The sequence below is a fragment of the Bizionia saleffrena genome (assembly GCF_008086175.1).
Classification (GTDB): domain Bacteria; phylum Bacteroidota; class Bacteroidia; order Flavobacteriales; family Flavobacteriaceae; genus Bizionia; species Bizionia saleffrena.
Map to the genome: position 1 here is coordinate 137,782 of NZ_VSKM01000009.1, position 23,214 is coordinate 160,995.

General features: G+C 33.9%; 25 protein-coding genes. 15 read left to right on the top strand and 10 right to left on the bottom strand.

The window, feature by feature from the left end; translation table 11 throughout:
* Positions 1–4: 4 nt before the first annotated feature.
* The gene (rlmD, locus tag ES676_RS10245) at positions 5–1,417 is read right to left on the bottom strand and encodes a 23S rRNA (uracil(1939)-C(5))-methyltransferase RlmD (RefSeq protein WP_148370233.1); all 1,413 of its coding nucleotides are present in this window, start codon (positions 1,415–1,417) and stop codon (positions 5–7) included.
* A gap of 318 nt (positions 1,418–1,735) precedes the next feature.
* Between rlmD and rocD the strand changes: the two genes are divergently transcribed.
* Positions 1,736–3,016 carry an ornithine--oxo-acid transaminase gene (rocD, locus tag ES676_RS10250; RefSeq protein WP_148370234.1) on the top strand — a complete coding sequence of 427 codons (1,281 nt, stop codon included), beginning with the start codon at positions 1,736–1,738 and terminating at the stop codon, positions 3,014–3,016.
* 81 nt (positions 3,017–3,097) lie between these two features.
* Here the strand turns inward: rocD and ES676_RS10255 are convergent, their stop codons facing one another.
* The 3 genes from ES676_RS10255 to ES676_RS10265 form a co-directional block, all read right to left on the bottom strand.
* On the bottom strand, positions 3,098–3,427 hold the full coding sequence (locus ES676_RS10255) for a CCC motif membrane protein (RefSeq protein ID WP_148370235.1): 330 nt from the start codon (positions 3,425–3,427) through the stop codon (positions 3,098–3,100).
* A gap of 12 nt (positions 3,428–3,439) precedes the next feature.
* Positions 3,440–3,724, bottom strand: coding sequence for a DUF2752 domain-containing protein (locus ES676_RS10260; protein ID WP_148370236.1), 285 nt, complete (start codon positions 3,722–3,724; stop codon positions 3,440–3,442).
* A 93-nt stretch (positions 3,725–3,817) separates the two neighbouring features.
* A complete protein-coding gene (locus ES676_RS10265) occupies positions 3,818–5,650 on the bottom strand; it encodes a T9SS type A sorting domain-containing protein (protein WP_148370237.1) in 1,833 nt (610 codons plus the stop codon).
* A gap of 155 nt (positions 5,651–5,805) precedes the next feature.
* Here ES676_RS10265 and ES676_RS10270 point away from each other — a divergent pair, with 155 nt between their 5' ends.
* Positions 5,806–6,015, top strand: a complete 210-nt coding sequence (locus ES676_RS10270) for a hypothetical protein (RefSeq protein ID WP_148370238.1) — start codon at positions 5,806–5,808, stop codon at positions 6,013–6,015.
* Positions 6,005–6,568, top strand: a complete 564-nt coding sequence (locus ES676_RS10275) for a DNA mismatch repair protein MutS (protein WP_148370239.1) — start codon at positions 6,005–6,007, stop codon at positions 6,566–6,568. Before ES676_RS10270 ends, ES676_RS10275 begins: the two co-directional genes overlap by 11 nt.
* A 2-nt stretch (positions 6,569–6,570) precedes the next feature.
* Here the strand turns inward: ES676_RS10275 and ES676_RS10280 are convergent, their stop codons facing one another.
* Entirely contained in the window at positions 6,571–7,497 is a 927-nt protein-coding gene (locus ES676_RS10280) for a hypothetical protein (RefSeq protein ID WP_148370240.1), read from the bottom strand.
* A 164-nt stretch (positions 7,498–7,661) separates the two neighbouring features.
* On the opposite strand from ES676_RS10280, the gene ES676_RS10285 reads away from it, so the two are divergent.
* Positions 7,662–8,801: a cysteine desulfurase family protein gene (locus ES676_RS10285; RefSeq protein WP_148370241.1), complete on the top strand. Its 1,140-nt coding sequence runs from the start codon at positions 7,662–7,664 to the stop codon at positions 8,799–8,801.
* A gap of 2 nt (positions 8,802–8,803) precedes the next feature.
* Here the strand turns inward: ES676_RS10285 and ES676_RS10290 are convergent, their stop codons facing one another.
* From ES676_RS10290 to rlmH, 3 genes are all read right to left on the bottom strand, one after another.
* On the bottom strand, positions 8,804–8,974 hold the full coding sequence (locus ES676_RS10290; protein ID WP_148370242.1) for a Lacal_2735 family protein: 171 nt from the start codon (positions 8,972–8,974) through the stop codon (positions 8,804–8,806).
* A gap of 63 nt (positions 8,975–9,037) precedes the next feature.
* The gene (locus tag ES676_RS10295; protein ID WP_148370243.1) at positions 9,038–9,616 is read right to left on the bottom strand and encodes a non-canonical purine NTP diphosphatase; all 579 of its coding nucleotides are present in this window, start codon (positions 9,614–9,616) and stop codon (positions 9,038–9,040) included.
* 123 nt (positions 9,617–9,739) lie between these two features.
* Positions 9,740–10,213, bottom strand: a complete 474-nt coding sequence (rlmH, locus tag ES676_RS10300) for a 23S rRNA (pseudouridine(1915)-N(3))-methyltransferase RlmH (RefSeq protein ID WP_148370244.1) — start codon at positions 10,211–10,213, stop codon at positions 9,740–9,742.
* 270 nt (positions 10,214–10,483) lie between these two features.
* Between rlmH and nadC the strand changes: the two genes are divergently transcribed.
* Genes nadC through priA form a run of 4 tightly spaced genes read left to right on the top strand, consistent with a single transcriptional unit; the run spans position 10,484 to position 15,246 of the window.
* Complete coding sequence (gene nadC / locus ES676_RS10305) at positions 10,484–11,344, top strand: carboxylating nicotinate-nucleotide diphosphorylase (RefSeq protein ID WP_148370245.1); 861 nt, start codon at positions 10,484–10,486, stop codon at positions 11,342–11,344.
* A 23-nt stretch (positions 11,345–11,367) separates the two neighbouring features.
* Positions 11,368–12,324, top strand: coding sequence for a YihY/virulence factor BrkB family protein (locus tag ES676_RS10310; RefSeq protein WP_148370246.1), 957 nt, complete (start codon positions 11,368–11,370; stop codon positions 12,322–12,324).
* The gene (locus tag ES676_RS10315) at positions 12,317–12,736 is read left to right on the top strand and encodes a DUF2147 domain-containing protein (RefSeq protein ID WP_148370247.1); all 420 of its coding nucleotides are present in this window, start codon (positions 12,317–12,319) and stop codon (positions 12,734–12,736) included. The genes ES676_RS10310 and ES676_RS10315 overlap by 8 nt, the downstream gene beginning before the upstream one ends.
* A 59-nt stretch (positions 12,737–12,795) precedes the next feature.
* Entirely contained in the window at positions 12,796–15,246 is a 2,451-nt protein-coding gene (gene priA / locus ES676_RS10320) for a replication restart helicase PriA (protein ID WP_394348790.1), read from the top strand.
* Between the two features lie 210 nt (positions 15,247–15,456).
* Here priA and ES676_RS10325 read toward each other — a convergent pair whose 3' ends face one another.
* On the bottom strand, positions 15,457–16,152 hold the full coding sequence (locus ES676_RS10325) for a LytR/AlgR family response regulator transcription factor (protein WP_148370249.1): 696 nt from the start codon (positions 16,150–16,152) through the stop codon (positions 15,457–15,459).
* A gap of 194 nt (positions 16,153–16,346) precedes the next feature.
* Between ES676_RS10325 and rpsF the strand changes: the two genes are divergently transcribed.
* The 7 genes from rpsF (at position 16,347) to ES676_RS10360 (ending at position 21,251) form a co-directional block, all read left to right on the top strand.
* Positions 16,347–16,685 (top strand): 30S ribosomal protein S6, encoded by a 339-nt coding sequence (gene rpsF / locus ES676_RS10330; RefSeq protein WP_148370250.1) that lies wholly within the window; start codon positions 16,347–16,349, stop codon positions 16,683–16,685.
* A gap of 2 nt (positions 16,686–16,687) precedes the next feature.
* The gene (gene rpsR / locus ES676_RS10335; protein WP_148370251.1) at positions 16,688–16,984 is read left to right on the top strand and encodes a 30S ribosomal protein S18; all 297 of its coding nucleotides are present in this window, start codon (positions 16,688–16,690) and stop codon (positions 16,982–16,984) included.
* Positions 16,985–16,997: 13 nt separating this feature from the next.
* Positions 16,998–17,450 carry a 50S ribosomal protein L9 gene (rplI, locus tag ES676_RS10340; RefSeq protein ID WP_148370252.1) on the top strand — a complete coding sequence of 151 codons (453 nt, stop codon included), beginning with the start codon at positions 16,998–17,000 and terminating at the stop codon, positions 17,448–17,450.
* Between the two features lie 116 nt (positions 17,451–17,566).
* Positions 17,567–18,463: a glycerophosphodiester phosphodiesterase family protein gene (locus ES676_RS10345; RefSeq protein ID WP_148370253.1), complete on the top strand. Its 897-nt coding sequence runs from the start codon at positions 17,567–17,569 to the stop codon at positions 18,461–18,463.
* A gap of 52 nt (positions 18,464–18,515) precedes the next feature.
* On the top strand, positions 18,516–18,983 hold the full coding sequence (locus ES676_RS10350; protein WP_148370254.1) for a DUF6495 family protein: 468 nt from the start codon (positions 18,516–18,518) through the stop codon (positions 18,981–18,983).
* A gap of 193 nt (positions 18,984–19,176) precedes the next feature.
* Positions 19,177–20,550, top strand: coding sequence for a histidine--tRNA ligase (gene hisS, locus ES676_RS10355; protein ID WP_148370255.1), 1,374 nt, complete (start codon positions 19,177–19,179; stop codon positions 20,548–20,550).
* Between the two features lie 248 nt (positions 20,551–20,798).
* Positions 20,799–21,251: a hypothetical protein gene (locus ES676_RS10360; protein ID WP_148370256.1), complete on the top strand. Its 453-nt coding sequence runs from the start codon at positions 20,799–20,801 to the stop codon at positions 21,249–21,251.
* A 331-nt stretch (positions 21,252–21,582) separates the two neighbouring features.
* Here ES676_RS10360 and ES676_RS10365 read toward each other — a convergent pair whose 3' ends face one another.
* Positions 21,583–22,944 carry an acyl-CoA dehydrogenase family protein gene (locus ES676_RS10365; RefSeq protein ID WP_148370257.1) on the bottom strand — a complete coding sequence of 454 codons (1,362 nt, stop codon included), beginning with the start codon at positions 22,942–22,944 and terminating at the stop codon, positions 21,583–21,585.
* Between the last annotated feature and the right edge of the window lie 270 nt (positions 22,945–23,214).

Here is a 23,214-nt window from a genome sequence, read left to right on the forward strand (position 1 = left end):
TGTTTTAACGTTTTTCTAAAAGCACTATGTTTTCTACGTGATGCGTTTGCGGGAACATATCTACAGCTTGCACTTTTGTTACTTTATATTGGGCATCCATCAACTCCAAATCTCTAGCTTGAGTAGCGCTATTACAACTTACATATACCACTTTTTTAGGCGCAATATTAAGTATTTGCTGTACAACATCTTTATGCATTCCGTCTCTTGGCGGATCGGTAATAATAACATCTGGTTGTCCGTGTGAGTTTATAAAATTGGCATTAAATACATTTTTCATATCACCCACATAAAACTCAACGTTAGTTATACCGTTAAATTGTGCATTCTCTTTTGCGGCAGTAATAGCATCTGGTACCGCTTCTACACCAATTACTTTTTTTGCGTGTTTAGCAATAAACTGTGCAATCGTTCCAGTTCCTGTATATAAATCGTACACTAATTCGTCGCCTTGTAAATCGGCAAATTCGCGGGTTAGCTTATACAATTCGTAAGCCTGATCGGAGTTCGTTTGGTAAAATGATTTGGCATTAATTTTAAATTTAAGACCTTCCATTTCTTCAAATATATGATCTTGTCCTTTATAGCAAATCACTTCTTGATCGTAAATAGTGTCGTTTGCTTTCCCATTAATAACGTACTGTAAAGAGGTGATTTCTGGAAAAGTTTCTCCGATATAATCTAATATTAATTCGCGCTTTTCTTTATCTTCTTTAAAAAGTTGAAACAATACCATAATATCACCGGTAGACGCCGTACGAATCATCATAGTTCGCAATAATCCTGTTTGATTTCTGGGGTTAAAAAATTCTAACTCATTATCTAAAGCAAACTGTTTAACACTGTTTCTAATAGCGTTGGAAGGATCGGCTTGTAAATGGCATTTTCTAATATCTAAAATTTTATCCCACATCCCTGGAATATGAAACCCTAAAGCATTTCTATCGCCTAAATCTTCATCCGATTGTATTTCTTCAAGTGTAAGCCATCTTGAATCGCTAAAAGAAAACTCCATTTTATTTCTGTAAAAGTACTGTTTCGCAGATCCTAAAATAGGAGTAATTTCGGGTAATTCTATATGTCCAATACGAATTAAGTTATTGGTAACTTCATTTTGTTTGTAATTTAATTGGTGCTCATAGCCCATATCCTGCCATTTACAACCCCCACAAGTACCAAAATGCTCACATTCTGGGGGGGTACGTTTGTCGCTTAATTTATGAAAAACAGTCGCCTTACCTTCAAAAAAAGATTTTCTCTTTTTAAATGTTTGTACATCTACAATATCGCCTGGTACAGCATTAGAGATAAAAATAACTTTTCCATCTGGCGCTTTTGCTACCGTTTTACCTTTTGCAGCAGCATCTAAAACCTCTACGTTTGTAAAAATCTGTTTTTTAGTTTTTTTTCTTGACATAGGCACAAAAATACTTTCTTTTTATATTATTTAATCACTACAATTCAAAAAATACAAGATAATTTATGTTTTTGTTTAAAGTAGAGTTGTTTTTACTAAGTCTAGATTATATCTAAATCACTAATAAACAGTGAATTATACTGTTTATTAGTGAGGTATGAAGCGTTAAATTTATGATAAGTGTGTTAAGTTTTATTTGATTTGGCGTCCAGATTTAGTAATTTGCAATTTATATGGATGATTTCTCTCCAAAACAAATTCTTATTATGGATTTATGAAGTAGGAATGGCTATTTTTTAAATTTAAATTTCCATTATAATGGCTGTTTTAGAACAATTAACGTCGCAAAAAGCGATGGACTTAGAAAACAAATACGGAGCCCACAACTATCACCCTTTACCAGTTGTATTAAGTAAAGGAGAAGGTGTATTCGTTTGGGATGTTGAAGGTAAAAAGTACTACGATTTTTTGTCTGCTTACTCGGCAGTAAACCAAGGTCACTGTCATCCAAAAATTGTAGATGCAATGACCAAGCAAGCGCAAACATTAAGTTTAACGTCTAGAGCGTTTTATAATGATATGCTTGGTAAATTTGAAAAGTACGCCTCAGAAACGTTTAACTTTGATAAATTATTACCAATGAATACAGGGGCTGAAGCGGTAGAAACTGCTTTAAAAATCTGTAGAAAATGGGCCTACGAAGTAAAAGGTCTTGGAGAAAATGAAGCTGAAATAATCGTGTGTGAAAATAACTTTCACGGACGAACAACAACAATTATATCGTTTTCTAACGATTCTGTAGCTCGTAAAAATTTCGGACCGTACACTAAAGGGTTCATTAAAATCGAATACGATAACCTTGTTGCTTTAGAAGAAGTATTAGAAAGCAACCCTAATGTTGCAGGATTTTTAGTAGAACCTATTCAAGGTGAAGCAGGTGTTTATGTGCCTTCTGAAGGGTATTTAGCAAAAGCGAAAGCACTATGTGAAAAACATAATGTATTATTTATTGCAGACGAAGTACAAACAGGAATTGGAAGAACGGGACGCTTATTAGCAACTTGTGGAAACTGTAGCTGTGAAGATAAGCACTGTTCTGGAACGCCAGAAGTGAAACCTGATATTTTAATTTTAGGAAAAGCGTTATCTGGAGGGGCCTACCCTGTATCTGCGGTACTTGCTAATAATAACGTTATGGATGTTATTAGACCAGGAAATCACGGGAGTACTTTTGGCGGAAACCCTATTGCTGCAGCGGTTGGAATTGCGGCCTTAGAAGTTATTAAAGATGAAAAACTAGCCGATAGAGCCGATACTTTGGGTGAGTTATTTAGAGCTGAAATGCAAAAATTTGTTGAAACGTCTAACATTGTTAACGGTGTAAGAGGGAAAGGCTTATTAAACGCTATTTTAATTAACGATTCTGAAGATAGTGATACTGCTTGGAATATCTGTATGGCTCTGCGCGACAACGGATTATTAGCAAAACCTACACACGGTAATATTATTCGTTTTGCACCACCTTTAGTAATGACAGAAGAGCAATTATTAGATTGTGTTTCTATTATTACCAAAACATTAAAGACCTTCGAGAAATAATTTTCGAATTATTATATAAGTAAAAGCGACCAATTATAAAATTGGTCGCTTTTTTTATCTACAATCAGCTTTAGTTTTATATTACGATTGTTGTGCCCTTTGAGCTTCTTCCATAGCCTGTTTAAACTCTTCCATTGCTTCATCAAAACCTCCAGTACTAAACATATAGATTGTATAAACAAGAAATAGTACGTTGATTGCAACAGCTACGAGTGCAATAATTTTTGCGGTATTCATTGTGTTTATGTTTCCTTCATATTCCTCAGGATGTAACTGTGCGTCTTTAATTTTTTTATTAGCAATATAATAGGCTGGAGCTGCTAGTAAGACACCTAAACCGCCAAAACAGCAGCATAGAATACTAAAAATAGAAAGGACGTAGACTAAAGTTGGTTTTAATTCTTTTTTCATTATTTGAATATGTTAGTTGGTTTTTTTAATGATAAAACTAATAATAATAATTAAAACTGACGCTATAGCCAAAGCATTAATTATTTTATTAGCATATTTAAATTTGTATATAAAGGTACTCGCAATTAATAATCCTAAAGGTATTAAAGTAAAAATTGCCGGATACATTTTAAAAGCATCTATAAACTGACCGTGAAAAAGTAGTGATATTCCACGTTGTAAACCGCAACCTAAACACTCAAAACCAAATAGTTTTTTATTAAGGCAGGGCAACATATAGTCTTCGGGAAGTGTCATAAAAAGCATTTCATTAAAAGTAATTAAATAATAAGAATAAAAAAAAGCCGATACTTAAAAAGAAGTGTCGGCTTTAGAGGTCTTAAAAAATAATTACTTGTTTGTAATCACTATTTTCTTGTTCAAGGTTTCATTGGTCTTTAAGGTGGTTATAGCAATATAAACACCATCGCTTAAGTTGTTTGTGTCAAATTCGTATCGCGATTGGTTTTTCATTGTATTCGTATGTATTAATTGCTTTCCAGAAATATCAATTAATTTAAACGATTTAATATCTAAGTTTTCCGGGTTGTTTATCACTAATTGAGCAGTGTTATTGTTCTGCAATACCGAGTAACTTGAGTCTTCAAACGACGATACCGATAATGTACCGTCACTTTCTTTAAAGGTTATTTCATAATTAGATAAGTATAATCCTGCAGAAAGATTGATATTAAAATTCTGCTCTCTTAAATTATAATAAATTTCGTTATTAATATCGTGAATATAAATATCCTGATCGTCAGCAAAATTCTGAATATCAAAAATTCTAATTCTTACACTTTTCGCTTCAGAGAGTTCAAAATATAAAGGAATCTTCAAATCTTCATCGAAACTAAAGGCCTGTCCTAAAATTTTAGAAGCGTCATTGTCATTTTTAAAATACACTTCTGCCGTTTCATCTGAGGCATTTTTAAGTTCTAAACCGTAATCGAAACCCGGGGTTGCTTCCGCTGTAAAAGTTTGAGAGATTTGTCTAGTGTACGTATCATCAAAATCAACATTTAAGCGGAAACGCTTAACGTTTGCGGGTAATATTTGAACACCATTGGCATCGTATACAATATAACTTTGTGCTTCGGGACCGTTATCGACAGTAGTATTTAATTGGGTAGTTGTATGGTTTGTTTTAAAGAACTCACTAGCGTCGCCAGACTCTCTGTAATACACTCTATGCTCATTTTTAAACGTAGTTACCGAAGGCGCAGGGATTCCAGATTTACCTTCTACCATAAAGCCTTGTCCTATGGGTATAAATTCTTTAACTTCTTTAGAAGATGTATTCGTAGGGCCATCATCATTTACAGAGCCATCAGCATTATAGGTTTTAAAAACTGCGGGAGTAAAATTCATAATTGTACCATTACTGTTAATAGTATATTGCGCATAACCACCAACATAGCTTGTGGTATTATGAGACATCACCGTTTGGTCTTGTTCCCAAAAATACAGAGTACCATTTAAAACAGCGACATTATCTGGGTCATGAATAAATTTGAGAGCATCTAAAGCCGAAGGGTAGGGGTTGCCTACTAAAGTATTCTGTTCTGCTAGAATGTCGGTTGCTATCGTCCCAGAATTTGGTTTCCCTCTAAAATCATAAGATACTCCGGTGCTTCCATCAGATCCTTTCATTGTAAAACCGTAACCTGCGTCAATTTCTCCAGTGCTTAAAAGGTGGTCCCACTCAGAGTAAGCGACCCCAGGATTAAAAGCATATAGCCAGTAAGAAGCGATTCGTAAAGGAGAAGAGTACCCATCATAACCATTTATAAAAATGGCGTCATTAGGGTTAATAATATCACCAGATTCAAAAATAACATCGTCTGCTCTAAACGTTCTATTTAAATCATCTACAGCGTCCACATTTCCTACTGGAGAAGCCCAATAGTTAAACGCATAATTATGCACTGTACCTTCTTGTTCGACGCTTAAACGACCTCTTCCTGAGTTATTTATGTTTTCTGTACCTTGAATTAATTGTGCTTCATCACGCAAATAAATAGCAGGAGACGTTTCATCAGAATTGACTCCTAAAGTTATTTTATCTTGAACAAAAACAACTCTATCGCTAACATAAATATAGGCATCTTCTCTAACGGATAGTTGCGCGTAACTTATACTCGTAAAAAACAGTAAAACATATAATGTCGTTAAAAACTTCATAGGTAGTCGGTATTAATTATTTAGGGCGTAATGTGCTAATATACAGAAAAACACAAACTTTAACTTCTTATTTTTTATTATAAGTCCGCTTTTATTAAAGTAACTTACAAATATTGAAAATAGAAAACAATATATTAGCGCTAATAAATTAATATATGAAAAAGAATACAATTAGTTATTTATTAATCTTGGTAGGTAGTGCAATAGCTATTTATGCAGATGCTGAAGAGCAACAAAACTTAATTCTTTTAGTGGTAGGAATTATTATTCTTATAGTTGGTATTTATAGAATTTCGAGTACGATTGAGAGTAAAACAGATAAGGAGGATACTGTTAATTATAAGGAAGATAAGAATGAAATTTAAAAAAGGAGATAAAATTTTTGTCTTAGACGAAGATCTTTCAGGAATAATTATAAAAATTAAAGGCAATGCGATCACTATTGAAGATGTTGATGGTTTTGAACTTGAATTTGAAGCGTCAGAGATCGTAAAACAAGGTAATTCTGAATTAAAAGAAGATGTTTTTTCTAATCAAAGTATCGAGCGAGTGCTTTCAGAAAAATCTACCGCAAAAAGAAAGCAAGTACCTAAAGTAAAAGCTAAAGAGCGTTACCAACCCACAATGGAAGTGGATTTACATATTCATCAATTGGTAAAATCGGAACGCGGAATGAGCAGTTACGATAAAAAGAACTTACAGCTCGATACGGCGCGCCATAAACTAGATTTTGCCATCAAGAAAAAAATTCAAAAAGTAGTCTTTATTCATGGTGTGGGAGAAGGCACTCTAAAATTAGAGTTAGAATACCTTTTTGGTCGCTATAATAATGTGAAATTTTACGCTGCCGACTACAAAAAATACGGACTAGGAGCTACCGAAGTCTATATTTTTCAGAACATAGATCCTAACGATTAAACCTAAAAGTTAGGAGTTAATGTTCTTGTTTTACTGGTTGATGCATCGTTGAGCGTACCAAAATCAAGAAATTGTTGCGTAACAACTTCAAACGTTAAGTTTTCTAAATTTAATGTAACAACAAATTGTTGCTTTATACTATGTAATCTATACGCTGTGGCAGAGACAGACGTTGAGACTAAAGGGTTTAAATAATCAGGGCCCACCGTGTTGTTAGAAATATCGTTGGTTGGGTTTTGGTCTTGTGTTGCGTTTTCTTCGTCGCGAGTTAATACACCATCACCATCATCGTCACCATCTAAATAATCTGGAGTGCCATCGCCATCGGTATCTAAAGCTAAGCTTAAACCATCAGCTATAGAAAAATTAGGACTCTCATTTGCAGTTAAAACATTGTCACCATCGTCGTCTACATCTAAATAATTAGGGATGCCATCACCATCGGTATCATCATCTTCTAAATTCCCATTGCCATTAATATCTTCAAATTTTGCAGGAATACCATCGTTATCATCTTCAATTAAAACAATAGTAAAAGTAGCTTTTCCACCAGAGGTTAAGTCTTGGGTGACTTGAATATTTGCCGGAGGAATATCATTACAAAATAAATTTTCAGGTATAGTGGCGTAAGAGCGGTAGTTTAAGGCGTTGTTTTCAGAGATGGAGACCACCACTTGCGTGTCTACCAATTCTACTAAATAAGGGTTGTCGGTTCTTGGAACGGTAACATAAAAATCGGTTAAAGCAAGATCTGGATTTTTTACTAATAACGAAAGCGACTCGTCTGGATCGGTTTTAATTTTATAAAAAACAAGATCACCACACGCTTCAAATGTGTTACCAAAGGTTAATTCGGTTGTTATAATCTCGCCATCATCGCAAGAATAAAATAAAAAGCTTAGTGCTAAAGCAGAAAGTAGGGTGCGCATATAAAGTGTGTTAAAGAACAAAAATAATAGATTTGTCAAATTATAACGCTTCTTATTGCATTTAATTTTATTTGACTTATTTTTGAGTGTTGAAAATGATGCATTCTTAGTCGTTTTTTTAAGACATTGTAAGAGATATTTCACACTTTGAAAACTCACAAAAAATGAAACAAGTATATTTTGATAGTGCCGCCACGACAGTGATGCGAGAAGAGGTTATTGCAAAAATGGCTAGTGTTATGCGAGAGAATTATGGCAATCCGTCGTCGACGCATAGTTTTGGGCGTTCGGCAAAATCTATAATTGAAAACACTAGAAAAACGATTGCGAAACAGTTTAATGTGTCTGCTTCGGAAATAATATTTACTTCTGGAGGTACTGAAGCCGATAATTTAGTCTTAAGAAGTGCGGTTAGAGATTTGGGGGTAAAAACAATTATTACTTCTAAAATTGAGCATCACGCCGTTTTACATACCTTAGACCAATTAAAACGTGAATATCCTATTATTGTAGAGTATGTTAATTTAGACGTTAAAGGAAATATAGATTTAAACCATCTTGAGCAATTATTGAAAGTACCCAATAAAACACTCGTAAGTTTAATGCATATTAATAACGAAATAGGCACTATTTTAGACCTTAAAGCTGTTGCTGAATTATGTAAAACCTACGAAGCACTTTTCCATAGCGATACCGTACAATCGGTAGGACATTACCGCTTAGATTTACAAGAAATTCCTATTGACTTTTTAGCTGTAAGTGCGCATAAATTTCACGGACCAAAAGGGGTTGGTTTTGCCTTTGTAAGAAAAAAATCGAATTTAAAAGCCTTAATTTTTGGGGGAGAACAAGAGCGCGGCGTTCGGGCCGGTACAGAATCTATTCATAATATTTTAGGATTGGAAGAAGCCTTAAAATTGGCGTATGCAAACCTTGATGAAGAACGCCCACATATTGAAGGCTTAAAACGCTATTTTATAGCGCAGCTAAAGGCAAATTTCCCAGGTATTCTGTTTAATGGAGACTCTGCTGACTTCCAGAAAAGCACCTATACCGTGTTGAGTGTTTGTTTGCCAGTATCTCCAGAAAAAGGACAGATTTTACTGTTTAAGTTGGATCTAAAAGGGATTGCGTGTTCTAAAGGGAGTGCGTGCCAAAGCGGAAGTAGTTTGGGATCTCACGTTCTAAATGAGATTTTAAGTGACACCGACTTACAAAAACCATCCATTCGTTTTTCATTCAGTAAATTCAATACTAAAGAAGAAATAGATTACGTAATTGGAGTTTTAAAAGAAGAAATATAGCATTAGCACTTACTTAACACATCAATCTGAGTTAAAAGCATCTGTGCTTCTTGAAGCAACTTTTGTTTTTCAATTTTATCTTTATCCGATAGTGATTTAGAGTCTTCAATACGTTGCGTGTATTTACGTTTTAGTGAATTGAGTTTGCTCTTATTTTTAAGTAATTGAAACATTGGTGTTGTTTTTTACAAAGATATTTTCAAATATTTAAAAGAGGTGCAAGTATTTGTTAAAGATTATTTTAAAGTACTCAAATAGTTAATGAGCTCGTTAACAGCTTTACCACGATGGCCGATTTTATTTTTGACTTCGAGATCTATTTCAGCAAATGTAGAGCTGTAGCCCTTAGGCATAAAAATAGGATCGTAACCAAAACCTTTATCTCCGCGCTTCGTTTCTGTAATTGAGCCTTCGCAAACGCCAGTAAAAGTTTTGACTTCACCGTTTAATTGAAGTGCAATAACGGTTTTAAATTGAGCGTTTCTATTCTCTTTATCTTTTAAATTAAGAAGAAGTTTGTCCATATTATCATCGGCATTGCGCTGTGAGCCTGCGTAACGTGCAGAATAAACACCGGGTTCTCCGTTTAATATAGACACCTCTAAACCTGTATCGTCGGCAAAACAATCGTAATCATAATGCGCTTTAATGTATTGTGCTTTTTGTAAAGCATTGCCATTAATTGTAGATTGGGTTTCTGGCACCTCTTCCAAACACCCAATATCTTCTAAACTAAGGAGTTTTATAGACTCTGGAATTAAGGCTTGAACTTCCTTTATTTTGTTTTTATTATTGGTAGCGAATACTATTTTCATAAGTCAATAATTAGTGTTTCAAAAATAAAATAATACTGATTTTTTAAGCGAACTCAGTTCTGTTTGTGAGGTGATGAATAGTTACAGAAACTAGAGAATAATGCTTTCTGGTTTTGCTGAAATTTAACGGTGATGATACGGTTCGTTTCGTAAAATTGTAAACCCTCTATATAATTGTTCAATTATAAATAAACGTACCATTTGGTGGGAAAAGGTCATTTTTGATAACGCGATTTTTCCTTTGGCCAGGCTGTAAACGTCTTCTGAAAATCCGTAAGGGCCACCAATTACAAAAACAACTTGCTTGATACCAGAATTCATATGTTTTTGTAAATAATTAGAAAAACCTACCGAATCCATTTGCTTTCCATTTTCATCCAATACTATAAGAGCGTCGGTACTGCTAATTTTTGCTAAAATAAGTTCGCCCTCTTTTTGTTTCTGTTGGGCTTCACTTAAATTTTTAACGTTTTTTATATCTGGTATAATCTCTAAATTAAACTTGATATAAAAGCCTAAACGCTTGCAATAATCGTCGATTAAAGATTGTAATTGCTTGCTGTCGGTTTTACCGATAGCGATAAGTTTTATGGTCATTTAAAAACAATTTTTAAGGTAAATATATTATAGTCATTCCGAATCGTCTTTAGTCTAAATAAGGGTGTTAATTTCTATTTAACCTTTATCTAAAGACTTCATTATATGTGAGTATTATGAGCACAAGTAGTGTAAATTAGACCGTAAATGCGGAAAACCGGAAATGTAAAATCAACTTTTACTATAATTTTGATTGATTTGTCGCTAAACTACAATTAAAATTCAAAAAACGAGAATCAATTTATTACTTTAGCGTTAAAGATTAAATCAATGATTAGTAAAGCACAATTTGATAAAGAAATAGAGTTGATTATAGCCAATGCTATTCGTGAAGATGTTGGCGACGGCGACCACAGTTCGTTGGCTTGTATTCCAGATTCTGCAACTGGTAAAGCAAAACTATTGGTAAAAGATGACGGCATTATTGCTGGAATTAGTTTTGCAAAACAAGTGTTTAAGAGCATTGATCCAGATTTAAAAATAGACACCTTGCTCCAAGATGGCGCGCCTGTTAAATACGGAGATATTGTGTTTTATGTTGAAGGTAAATCGCAGTCTATTTTAAAGGCAGAGCGGTTAGTGCTTAATGCGATGCAGCGCATGAGTGCCATTGCAACTAAAACGAAACAGTTTGTAGATTTACTAGAAGGTACAGGTACAAAAATTTTAGACACACGTAAAACGACTCCTGGAATTAGAGCTTTAGAAAAGTGGGCGGTAACGATTGGAGGTGGAGAAAACCACCGTTTTGCGTTGTATGATATGATTATGCTAAAGGATAACCATATCGATTTTGCTGGCGGAATTACTAAAGCCATCGAAAAAACAAAGCACTACCTTAAAGAGACTAATCGCGATTTAAAAATTATTGTTGAGGCTAGAAATCTTGCTGAAATTGAAGAAATTTTACTAACCGAAGGTGTCTACAGAATTTTAATAGACAACTTTAATTACGACGATACCCGAAGAGCAGTACAACTAATTGGAGATACGTGTTTAACAGAAAGTTCTGGAGGAATTAACGAAGATACGATTCGCGATTACGCATTATGTGGTGTCGATTATATTTCTTCTGGTGCACTAACGCATTCGGTTTACAATATGGATTTAAGTTTAAAAGCAGTCGATTAATTAAACCTTAAGCGCTACGATTAATGTCGCAAGAAATAGAAGAAAAACTGAGTAAAATACCTATAGTTAGTAACTTAGTAAAGTTATTAGATAGATTTAAATTGCCTGGTTTAGAAGGCCTGTCGCTTTACGATTTACTCGAGCTTTACGTTATCGGTATCGCTAAAGGAGCTTTAACGGCACGCGCAAGTGCTATAGCCTACAGCTTTTTTATGGCGCTATTTCCGTTTTTACTATTTATTATTATTGTAATTCCATATGTTCCTATAGCTGGTTTTGAAAATGACTTTTTGGCTTTTCTAGAATCGGTTTTACCACCAACAACAACAGAGTTTTTTCACGATAACATTTTTGAAAATTTAAAAGGAAACAATACAAAAAGCGGATTAATCTCTACCGTGTTTTTAGTTGCTATTATTTTAATGACAAATGGCGTTAGTGCTCTTTTTGAAGCTTTCGAAAATTCATACCACGAGCAATTAATACGGTCTTTTGTTAAACAATATTTGTATGCATTAGGTGTTGCGTTAATACTCGCGTTTTTATCGATAGTTACCGTAGCCGTTTTGGGGTACTTTCAAATTTATATTGTCGACAATTTAATGGAAGTGTTTGATAGTTATGGGTACGAAACGCGCCGGGAAACAGGCTTTTGGGCAAAATTTGCGCAATACGGTTTTTTTGTTTTAATGACGTATATTGCTACTGCGACCTTATATTATTTTGGGACTAAAGAAGGAAAAAATTCTAAGTTCTTTTCTGCAGGTGCTTTATTTACAACGCTTTTAACTATGTTAACTTCGTATTTGTTTGGTGTTTATATCGAGCAATTTTCAAACTACAATAAACTGTACGGTTCCATCGGCGCGTTACTAATTTTGTTATTTTATTTGTGGTTAAATGCAAATATTCTTTTATTAGGATTTGAACTTAATATGTCTTTAATTAGATTGAGAAAAACACATCAAAAAAATGAATAAATTTATCCTTATTATCGCTTTACTCACTTCCCTTTCAAGTTTCTCTCAAGATATCTTCGGAAAATGGAAGACTATTGATGACGAAACTGGAGAAGCCAAAAGTATTGTAGAAATTTATAAAAAGAATGATTACGTCTTTGGTAAGGTTGTCGAAATTTTAAATAAAGACAAAAGAGACGCTATTTGCGATACATGCGAAGGTGACGAAAAAGGCCAGCCAATTTTAGGCTTGGAGATTATAAAAAATATGGAAAAGAGTGGTCAATATTATAAAGAAGGAACCATTTTCGATCCAACAAAAGGCAAAAAATATACCTGCCGCTTAGGTTTAACCGATAATAAAGACGTGCTTCAAGTTCGTGGTTATATTGCCTTTTTATATTCAACTCAATATTGGGAGCGTGTAAAATAAACCGCTAATTTATCGGCATTTATTACTCTTATAATCCTTTATAAAATAATGTATTGAATTTGCACTTCGTAGATATTATATTACCAATTCCCATCGAAAATCTATTTACGTATAGCATAACGCAAGCGGAATCTATATTTTTAAAAATCGGGATGCGTGTGTCTGTTCCCTTTGGGAAATCTAAAATTTATACCGGAATTGTTGGACATATTCATACCACAGCTCCGGTGTTATACGACGCTAAAGAAATTCATCAAATTCTAGACGAAGCGCCTATTGTTAACGATAAGCAAATCGAATTATGGCAATGGATTTCTAGCTATTATATGTGTACCATTGGCGAGGCTATGCGCGCTGCATTGCCAAATGCTTTTATTCTAGAAAGTGAAACCATTGTAAGTTTAAACACGGCAACGACTATTAATGATGCCGATTTAAAGGATGATGAGTTTCTGGTTTATGAAGCATTATGCCAGCAATCAGCATTAAAAATTAAGGAAGTTTCTAGCATTTTAAATAAGAAAAATGTGCTTCCCATTATTAAGCGTTTAATTGAAAAAGAAGCAATTACCGTTGAAGAAGAAGTTTATGAGAAATACAAGCCAAAATACGTTAGATACGTTAAACTAAATGGTAACTATTCCTCGGAAGCTGAGTTAACCAAACTGCTAAATGTGTTAAGTCGCGCACCAAAACAACGCGAAGTAGTACTCTCTTTATTTACATTAACTGCCAAAACCAAAAAACCGATTAAAGTTACCGATTTGGTGGAGGCTAGCGGAAGTTCTTCCGCTATTATTAAAACGTTAATCGATAAAGACATCCTTGAGGAATACCATATTCAAACCGATCGTGTGGAATATGATGGTGATGAGAATGAAGCTTCAAAATCCTTAAACGAACATCAAGAACAGGCTTTAAATGAGATTATAGAATCTTTTAAAACACAAAAAACAGTATTGCTTCACGGGGTAACGTCTTCAGGGAAAACGGAAGTGTACGTTAAACTCATAGAAACAGTATTAAGTGAGAATAAGCAAGTACTGTATTTGTTACCAGAAATAGCGTTAACAACACAATTAGTAACGCGACTTCAAGATTATTTTGGTGAGCAAGTGGCCGTGTTTCATAGTAAATACTCTCCCCACGAACGTGTAGAAGTGTGGAATAACGTGTTACACGATTCGCCAAAAGCTAGAATTGTTTTGGGTGCCCGTTCGTCTATTTTCCTTCCTTTTAATGATTTAGGTTTAATTATTATCGATGAAGAACACGAGCAGTCGTTTAAGCAATTTGATCCCGCTCCGCGATACCACGCGCGCGATACGGCCATCGTTTTAGCACATATTCATCAGGCAAAAACACTTTTAGGAAGTGCTACGCCAAGTTTGGAAAGTTATTATAATGCGAAAGAAAATAAGTATGGTCTTGTAGAAATTAACAGACGCTACAATAATGTGCAAATGCCAGAAATTGAACTGGTAGATATTAAAGAAAAGCATAAAAAGAAACGAATGAAAGGTCATTTTAGCGATAGAATGATTGAAGAAATACAAATTACTTTAGAAGAAGGCCATCAAGTTATTTTATTTCAAAACAGACGGGGATTTTCGCCAATTGTAGAATGTAATACCTGTGGTCATTCGCCACAATGTACCAATTGCGATGTAAGTTTAACCTACCATCAATACCGCAATCAATTGCGATGTCACTATTGCGGGTATACAATGGCGATGCAAGTAAAATGTTTGGCTTGTGGTGTAAAAGATTTAAATTCGAAAGGTTTCGGTACTGAACAAATTGAAGCAGAACTTAAAGTCCTTTTTCCAAAACGAAATATTGGAAGAATGGATCTCGATACTACGCGTGGTAAATATGGTTACGAAAAAATAATTACAGCCTTAGAGCAACAGGAAATAGATATTTTGGTGGGGACGCAAATGTTAACCAAAGGTCTAGATTTTAGGAATGTGAAATTAGTAGGCATTATGAATGCTGATAATATGATTAATTTCCCAGATTTTAGAGCACACGAACGCAGTTTTCAGTTAATGTTGCAAGTGTCGGGTAGGGCAGGGCGTACTAAAAAACGTGGAAAAGTACTAATACAGACGTATGACCCTTACCATAAAATTGTTCAGCAAGTATCGACTAATGATTATAAGGGAATGTTTAAAGAGCAACTTCAAGAACGTTATAATTTTAAATATCCGCCATTTTATAGGTTGATTAAAATTACGATACGCCATCGGGATTACGATCGTGTAAATATGGCAGGCGATTGGTTTGCTAAATCGTTACGACAAGTCTTTAAAGCCAATGTTTTAGGGCCAGAGTTTCCGCCGGTGTCGCGAGTTCGTAACCAGTATAATAAAAACATATTAATTAAAATACCGCAAAAGCAATCGCTAAATAAAACTAAAGAAGCCATACATAAAATCAATACGAGTTTTAATGCGGTTAAAAATTTTAGACCCGTTCGTGTAATTATAAATGTCGATAATTACTAAAATAACAATAGCTTTTAAATCTATTCTTTATATAGAATTCTCTTTTTTATGTAGAGCTGTGAGCATTTATAGGTCTAAAAGTAATTTTTAAAAAGATTCTTAATAGGGTTCTCTTTTGTGTAAAATGAAACACTAATAGTTGAGATATAAAAAAAATCCTACCCAAGAAGAGCAGGATTAATCTATATTTTATTACTGTAATGCTTCAGCTTAAATATTATTTAAAGCATCTACAAGCAGTGTTTTTTTGTTTCTGCTTAAAGGAATTTCGAAAGACCCCACTTCAACATTTTTACTATTAAAACGATCTACTTTATCTAGATTTACGATGTAAGATTTGTGTATTCTTAAAAACCTACCTTCAGGTAATTCTTGTTCAAAAGCTTTCATTGTAGATAATACAACAAGAGAAGTATCGTCGGTAACTAGTTTTACGTAATCACCAAGAGCTTCAATCCATTTAATATCCTTAACATAGACTTTACGTTTTTTTAGGTTACTTTTTACAAAAATATGCTCACCTTCGGCCTCTGTATAATCAAGCTTTAGTTTGTGCTGTTCAATAGCTTTATCTACCGCTTGGTTAAAACGGTCTCTGGTAATTGGTTTTTGTAAAAAATCGGTGGCGTCGTAATTAAAGGCTTTAAACGCATATTCAGTTTTTCCAGTAACAAAAATAATTTGCGGTTTGTTATTTAAAACATCTAATAATTCGAAACCGTTTAACACAGGCATTTCGATATCTAAAAATATAAGATCAACTTTATGATGATTTAGTCCGTTTTTAGTTTCTAACGCACTACTATATTCAGAAATCAGATTTAGCGCCTTGTGGTTTTCTATTAGCTTAACAATCGACAATCTTTGGATTGCTGAATCATCAACTACTACACAATTTAAAGTCATAGCGAAATAATATTTAGGTTTAGTTATCGACAATAGTACAAAAAATTCGGTTAAAAACCAAGAAACATCGTTTAAGTGTTTTTTTAACACAATGTTAACGCTTTTAAACGAGTCGTTTTTTATTCGAAATAATGTTGTGATATATAATAATAATAAGTATTTTTGCACCCAATTTAACAATAAAATAGATTTTTATGAATCATTATGAAACTGTTTTCATCTTAAATCCCGTTTTATCTGAAGTGCAGATAAAGGAAACAGTACAGAAATACGAAGATTTTCTCGTTTCTAAAGGAGCTAAGATGGTATCAAAAGAAGATTGGGGCTTGAAAAAGTTAGCTTACCCAATTCAAAACAAAAAAAGCGGATTTTATCACTTATTTGAGTACGAAGTAGATGGTGAAGCAATTAAGCCTTTAGAAATTGAGTTTAGACGTGATGAGCGTTTTATGCGTTACTTAACAGTTACTTTAGACAAGCACGCTATTTCGTGGGCTGAGAGAAGAAGAGCTAAATTAAAACAAAAAGCATAATTATGGCATCTATAGAACAACAAGCAAAAGGAAAAAAAGAAGGAGAAATTAGATATCTAACTCCTTTAAATATAGAAACTAACAAGGTTAAGAAATACTGTCGTTTCAAGAAATCTGGTATTAAATACGTGGATTTTAAAGATGCGGATTGGTTATTAGGTTTTATAAACGAGCAAGGTAAAATTTTACCTAGACGTTTAACAGGAACTTCTTTAAAATACCAAAGAAAGGTATCTGTAGCAGTAAAAAGAGCGCGTCATTTAGCGTTATTACCTTACGTAACAGATTTATTAAAATAAAATACCCGTAACTATGGAACTTATATTAAAACAAGACGTTGAAAATTTAGGATTTAAAGACGATGTTGTAACGGTAAAGAACGGTTATGGTAGAAACTTTTTAATTCCTACAGGTCACGCTACTTTAGCTACAGCTTCTGCAAAGAAAGTATTAGCTGAAAACATAAAGCAACGTGCCTATAAAGAAAAGAAAATAGTTGAAGAAGCTAACAAAGTTGCAGAGGCACTTAAAGCTCTTGAGATTAAAATAACTTCTAAAGTTGGATCAGGAGACAAATTATTTGGTTCTGTAAACAACATCAATGTTGCTGAAGCAATAGCGAAAGAAGGACAATCAATAGATAAAAAATTCATCAATGTTATTGGTGGAGCTGTAAAACGTACTGGTAAATACAATGCTATTATTCGTTTACACAGAGATGTTACTGTTGACTTAGAATTTGAAGTTGTAGGAGCGCAAGCTTAATACAAAACAATAACAGATTTTATAATCTGATTTTTTTAAATGCGCTTCTATAATTTAGAAGCGCATTTTTTATACCAATTTTTCTGGACTTAGTCATTAAAAAAAAAAGGAAAGTAATGAAGCATTTATATTTAATTTTATTAGTATTTGGTATGCTTTCGTGTAAAAACGAATCGAAGCCTGCAACAAATCAAGCCAAAAATAACACAGAAGTGTTAAAACCTTCGGCTTTAATAGACGCCTTTAAATACAAAGAAAACGCTGCGCCTATAATAAGTGTACATAGAGGTGGTAAAGGCTTAAAAAACTATCCAGAAAACAGTTTAGAGACCTTAATCTATATTAACGATAGTATCTCTGCTATTTACGAAATTGATGTAGCTAAAACAAAAGACGGTGTGCTCGTGCTTTTACACGATAACAGTTTAGATCGTACTTCTACAGGAACAGGAAACCTTACTAATTATACCTATAATCAATTACTAGATTTTAATCTAAAAGATGATTATGGTACCGTAACGAATTTTAAAATCCCTCTATTTAGTGACGTTTTAAAATGGGCAAAAGCGAATGCAGTGGTGTTAACGGTAGACATTAAAAAGAGTGTAGCTGCTAAAGATGTTATAAGCGCTATTAGAACTGAAAAAGCAGAAGATGTATGTGTAATTATCACCTACACTATGGAACAAGCACATACCGCTTACAAACTAGCGCCAGATTTATTATTGTCAGTATCGGCAAGAAATACCAAAGAATTTAACTGGTTATTACAGTCGTCAATTCCACCCGAAAATATGTTCGCGTTTACGGGAACACGCTTGTCTCCGGAACAACTGTATGCGTCCATCCACAATAAAGGAATTAAAACAATTTTAGGAACATTAGGGAACTTAGATAAACAAGCGGAAACCAAAGGGGATAGTCTGTATGCCCTATGGCACCAAAAAGGTATCGATGTTTTTGCAACCGATAGACCTTTTGCGGCCGCGAGAGCATTGCAACTTAGCAAATAATACATGACAAGAACAACGGTAAAACGCAAAACAAAACGTAATTATTTTTTAGATGAAATACGCAAGACTTACAAAAGAACAATTTGAAGAATTACACAAAGAATTTATTAATTTTCTGGCATCGCAAACAATTACTGCTACCGAATGGGAAGCTTTAAAAAGCAATAAACCAGAATTAGCCGAGCTAGAACTAGACGTTTTTAGCGATTTAGTTTGGGAAGGCGTTCTTGGTCAGGCGCAATATTTAGAGCATATCTCGCCACAAAGCATTCATTTATTTGCTTTAAATGAAGACCGAATGCATCTTATTGGGATCAAAGTTAAAAACGATATCGATGTCACGACACAAGAGGGTTTTAACTGGTTACGAGAGAATTTAATGGATGAAAATATTGAATTTGTTCAAGCACACAAAGAGTATACTGACGATAAAAATGTAGATAAGTTTACATTAATAGAGCAAGGTGCTAATATTACAAAAGGCGATTTGTACCTTTATATGTCTAAAATTATCAATTAAAAAAGCGCATCTTAATTAAGACTCTTATTTATGTTTAAAAGATGGTGACGACTAAAATAATTCTAACAAAAACGATTATTTTTGTAATACAGGAACGTGTAAAGTACATCATTTTAAAAATGAAGAAGCGGTGTTACTTTCAATTTTCAACTTATAATTAATTAAAAATACTACCCTATTTTAGGAGCTTGATATGGCACAGAAACCAAGTATACCAAAAGGCACAAGAGATTTTAATCCGGAGCAAGTGGCCAAAAGAAATTACATCTTTAGTACGATAAAAACACAGTTTGAGCGCTTCGGTTTTCAGCCAATCGAAACACCTAGTTTTGAGAATTCCGATACGCTAATGGGGAAATATGGAGAAGAAGGCGACCGATTGATTTTTAAAATATTGAATTCTGGAGATTATTTATCTAAAGTCGATGATGCCTTATATCAAGAGAAAAACTCGAATGCGACGACTGCTAAAATCTCTGAAAAAGCCTTGCGTTACGATTTAACGGTACCCTTTGCGCGTTACGTAGTACAACATCAAAACGAGATTGAATTCCCGTTTAAGCGTTACCAAATGCAACCGGTTTGGAGAGCCGATCGTCCGCAAAAAGGACGTTTTAGAGAATTTTATCAATGTGATGCCGATGTGGTAGGAAGTGATTCTTTATTTCAAGAAGTCGAATTTATTCAGTTGTACGACAATGTATTTTCAGCTTTACAATTAGAGGGGGTTACTATTAAAATTAACAACCGAAAAATACTATCTGGAATCGCTGAAGTTATTGGTGCTAGCGATAAACTTATCGATTTTACTGTCGCGTTAGATAAATTAGATAAAATAGGAGAGGAGAAAGTAAAAGAAGAAATGCTAGGAAAGGGTATTTCTCAAGACGGAATTGATAAATTACAACCATTATTTACAATCTCTGGTTCTTTTGAGTCTCAAATTGAAAGTTTAAAAGACATTTTAAGTACTTCTGAAGAAGGTACTAAAGGTATTAAGGAATTAAGTACTATAAATAAAACAATTACAGCGTTAGGCTTAAAAACAGCAACATTGCAATTGGATGTTACTTTAGCGCGCGGTTTAAATTACTATACAGGTGCTATTTTTGAAGTTTCTGCCCCCAAAAAAGTGAGTATGGGATCGATTGGCGGCGGCGGCCGTTACGATGATTTAACGGGCGTTTTCGGACTTAAAAATGTAAGTGGTGTTGGTATTAGTTTTGGTTTAGACCGTATTTATTTAGTACTTGAAGAATTGAACTTATTTCCTTCAACAATTACAAAAACAACCGAAGTTTTATTTATAAACTTTGGTGACAATGAAGCATTAGCCTGTTTAAAAGCCGTACAAGCGCTTCGCGAAAACCATATTAATGCAGAGCTATATCCAGATGCTGCTAAAATGAAAAAACAAATGAATTATGCCAATAAACGCAGTATTCCATTTGTTGTTTTAGTGGGTGAAGAAGAGCTTAATAACAATACGTTTACTATAAAAAATATGGAAAGCGGTGAACAAAGCCAACTAAATTTAGAGGCTTTAATTGCTCACTTTAAAGCGTAGTTTCCTTTCCTAAATATTCTTAATACTAAAAAAAATCCCGAAAATATTTCGGGATTTTTTTTAGTATACTCTTCTTCAAAAGTTGCATAATTTTTATTGAATTATTTCTCTTTAGCAAAACCAGAGGTACTTGAATTTTATTAGTTGGAGTGACTTAGCTAATTTCTTTTCGGATCAATTATAACTTCAAATGAGCAAATCTTATTTCCAAACATTATTTATATTTAGGTGTAATTTAATTGGAAAATATGATGAAAAATGTATTTAAAGTAGTATTAATTGCGATTTTAGGAGTGGTATTCTCTTGTAAGAATAATACAACGGAGCAAAATGTTGAGGGTCGAGTCAATCCATTAAACGAAGATTTAACCAAAACTACCAATTATAAGAAAAACGGTAATTTTGAAGATAACGAAACTTTTAATGTCACAGAAGATTCGGATAGCATCAATGAGAATTGGAATTTAAACGATCCCGACAGACAGAAAGCATTATATTCTAGATTTCGTATGGATGACACTCAAATTGAAATGTATGAAACTGCTTTGGAAAATTGGTGGTCCACAGACTTAGATCATCCCTATGATAAATTATCTGCAAATGAACGGATAAAAGAAGAAGGTGCAATTTTAAAAGAAATCTTGAACGATTCTCAGTTTAATCAATATAGCCAATGGGCTAACGACAATGATGAGCGCTAGAAAGGAGTAACAAAATTAAATGTTTTACTAATTATAGTGTAAAGATGTATTCCAAAGGGTTGAATAGTTCCTTTTCGGCATTGGTATTCAGCCCTATTTACTATTGAGGTTAAGTAATAAGTTCAATTGTTAGCAAGAAGAGTATTAGTAAAAAAAAGTCAAGACTTTAATCTCGACCTTTTAAGTTTAATTTATTTCGAGGACGACTATTTAATTGGACTCGTGCGTATTCTGAATTCTAATCATTTTAAGTCTATTCCCTTTAATTTATTGCATTAGCAAGTGTTTTTAATATAATAACATTTTACTACGTATGCTTTATTGCTCTGTTTTATACAAACGCACTGTAACCAGTAATGGCTCTGCCAACAATTAATGTGTTTATTTCTTTTGTGCCCTCGTAAGAATAAATGGCTTCGGCATCTGCTACAAAACGCGCGACATCATATTCTAAAAGAATACCATTACCGCCCATAACTTCTCGGGCACGACTTACAACATCTCTAGTACGCATAGAGCAAAATACTTTAGCAAGAGAGGCATGTTCATCTGTAAGTAAACCCTGATCCTGTAATTCGGAAAGACGATACACCATTGCTTTCATCGCTGTAAGATTAGCTAACATTTCTACTAAATGATTTTGAATAAGCTGGAACTTTGCAATGGGTTTCCCAAACTGTTCACGCTTTTTAGTATATTTCAACGCACTCTCGTAAGCGCCTCTTGCACAACCCAAGGCTTGCCAAGCAACACCAGCGCGCGTCATTCGCAGTACTTTAGCGGTGTCTTTAAAAGAATTTGCTTTTTGTAAACGGTCGCTTTCTGGTATCTTACAATCGGTTATGGTAAGGAGTGCATTTTGTACTGTCCGTAAAGCCATTTTGTTTTCAATTTTTTCTGCTGTATAACCAGGATTACCTTTGCGTAATAGAAATCCTTTAGCTTGGTTATCATCTATATCTCGTGCCCAAATAATAATAACATCTGCAAAGGTAGCATTGCCAATCCATTTTTTTTGTCCGTTTAATATCCATTCATCACCCACTTTTTTACAAGTCGTTTCCATTCCTCCAGCAACGCCACTGCCTACGTTTGGCTCGGTTAAACCAAAAGCTCCAATAGCTTCCATTTTTTGCATTTTCGGTAGCCATTCTTGTTTTTGTTCCTCGCTTCCGCAAAGGTAAATGGAACCCATAGCGAGTCCGCTATGTACGCCAAAGAATGTAGATATTGACACGTCTACACGTGCTAATTCTTCGGCTATAATGCCCTCCATCATAAAGGGTAAGTTAGGACAGCCGTAACCTTCATAAGTCACACCACAAATATTTAACGCCGCTAGTTTTGGAATAATTTCCATCGGAAATTCGGCTTTGTTCCAATAATAATTGGCAATAGGTTGTACTTCTGTTTCCATAAAGTTGCGAACTTTTAATTGAATGGCACGCTGATCTTGTGTCAATTTTAAATCGAAATCGTAGAAATCGCCATCGATAGGTGGTAGATTATGTTGTCCTTTCTTGACTTTTTCAGTAAGCATTTTCATCAAGCCTTTAAGTTGGTTGTCGTCCAACTCTCCCACAGATTTCATAATTTTAGGCAAATCTATTTTTTTTGAAATCTCACCTAATTCGTTGAAATCTATTTGTTTCATTAAATGGGTGATTTGTTTTATCTTTTTGAAGAATTCCATTGTTATTATTTTACGTTGATTTGTGGTTTATAATGTGCGCGTTTGTTTTTTATTTAGACATCAAAGAACACACATACTTTATTATTATCTAAAATAACTAAAACTCTTTATATGTAGGTCGCTATTGGATGTGCTAATTTAGCGGACAGTACAAGTTAAGCATAAAGTCTTACATTTAACTTATGACACAAGAGCGAAAGAAATATGATCCAGCTTTTAAACGACAAGCTGTAGAATTAAGTAAGGACAGAAAGAACCTGTCAGAACTAG

Excerpts from the sequence above, each read along its gene's own strand:
- rpsF (WP_148370250.1), top strand. The coding sequence starts at position 16,347 with ATGAATCATTATGAAACTGTTTTCATCTTAAATCCCGTTTTATCTGAA.
- ES676_RS10295 (WP_148370243.1), bottom strand. The coding sequence starts at position 9,616 with ATGAAAATAGTATTCGCTACCAATAATAAAAACAAAATAAAGGAAGTT.
- rlmH (WP_148370244.1), bottom strand. The coding sequence starts at position 10,213 with ATGACCATAAAACTTATCGCTATCGGTAAAACCGACAGCAAGCAATTA.
- ES676_RS10265 (WP_148370237.1), bottom strand. The coding sequence starts at position 5,650 with ATGAAGTTTTTAACGACATTATATGTTTTACTGTTTTTTACGAGTATA.
- ES676_RS10350 (WP_148370254.1), top strand. The coding sequence starts at position 18,516 with ATGAAATACGCAAGACTTACAAAAGAACAATTTGAAGAATTACACAAA.
- ES676_RS10255 (WP_148370235.1), bottom strand. The coding sequence starts at position 3,427 with ATGAAAAAAGAATTAAAACCAACTTTAGTCTACGTCCTTTCTATTTTT.
- rpsR (WP_148370251.1), top strand. The coding sequence starts at position 16,688 with ATGGCATCTATAGAACAACAAGCAAAAGGAAAAAAAGAAGGAGAAATT.
- hisS (WP_148370255.1), top strand. The coding sequence starts at position 19,177 with ATGGCACAGAAACCAAGTATACCAAAAGGCACAAGAGATTTTAATCCG.
- rplI (WP_148370252.1), top strand. The coding sequence starts at position 16,998 with ATGGAACTTATATTAAAACAAGACGTTGAAAATTTAGGATTTAAAGAC.
- ES676_RS10290 (WP_148370242.1), bottom strand. The coding sequence starts at position 8,974 with ATGTTTCAATTACTTAAAAATAAGAGCAAACTCAATTCACTAAAACGT.
- ES676_RS10285 (WP_148370241.1), top strand. The coding sequence starts at position 7,662 with ATGAAACAAGTATATTTTGATAGTGCCGCCACGACAGTGATGCGAGAA.
- ES676_RS10365 (WP_148370257.1), bottom strand. The coding sequence starts at position 22,944 with ATGGAATTCTTCAAAAAGATAAAACAAATCACCCATTTAATGAAACAA.
- ES676_RS10275 (WP_148370239.1), top strand. The coding sequence starts at position 6,005 with ATGAAATTTAAAAAAGGAGATAAAATTTTTGTCTTAGACGAAGATCTT.
- rocD (WP_148370234.1), top strand. The coding sequence starts at position 1,736 with ATGGCTGTTTTAGAACAATTAACGTCGCAAAAAGCGATGGACTTAGAA.
- ES676_RS10345 (WP_148370253.1), top strand. The coding sequence starts at position 17,567 with ATGAAGCATTTATATTTAATTTTATTAGTATTTGGTATGCTTTCGTGT.
- ES676_RS10315 (WP_148370247.1), top strand. The coding sequence starts at position 12,317 with ATGAATAAATTTATCCTTATTATCGCTTTACTCACTTCCCTTTCAAGT.
- ES676_RS10360 (WP_148370256.1), top strand. The coding sequence starts at position 20,799 with ATGATGAAAAATGTATTTAAAGTAGTATTAATTGCGATTTTAGGAGTG.
- ES676_RS10325 (WP_148370249.1), bottom strand. The coding sequence starts at position 16,152 with ATGACTTTAAATTGTGTAGTAGTTGATGATTCAGCAATCCAAAGATTG.
- rlmD (WP_148370233.1), bottom strand. The coding sequence starts at position 1,417 with ATGTCAAGAAAAAAAACTAAAAAACAGATTTTTACAAACGTAGAGGTT.
- ES676_RS10270 (WP_148370238.1), top strand. The coding sequence starts at position 5,806 with ATGAAAAAGAATACAATTAGTTATTTATTAATCTTGGTAGGTAGTGCA.
- ES676_RS10260 (WP_148370236.1), bottom strand. The coding sequence starts at position 3,724 with ATGACACTTCCCGAAGACTATATGTTGCCCTGCCTTAATAAAAAACTA.
- ES676_RS10310 (WP_148370246.1), top strand. The coding sequence starts at position 11,368 with ATGTCGCAAGAAATAGAAGAAAAACTGAGTAAAATACCTATAGTTAGT.
- ES676_RS10280 (WP_148370240.1), bottom strand. The coding sequence starts at position 7,497 with ATGCGCACCCTACTTTCTGCTTTAGCACTAAGCTTTTTATTTTATTCT.
- nadC (WP_148370245.1), top strand. The coding sequence starts at position 10,484 with ATGATTAGTAAAGCACAATTTGATAAAGAAATAGAGTTGATTATAGCC.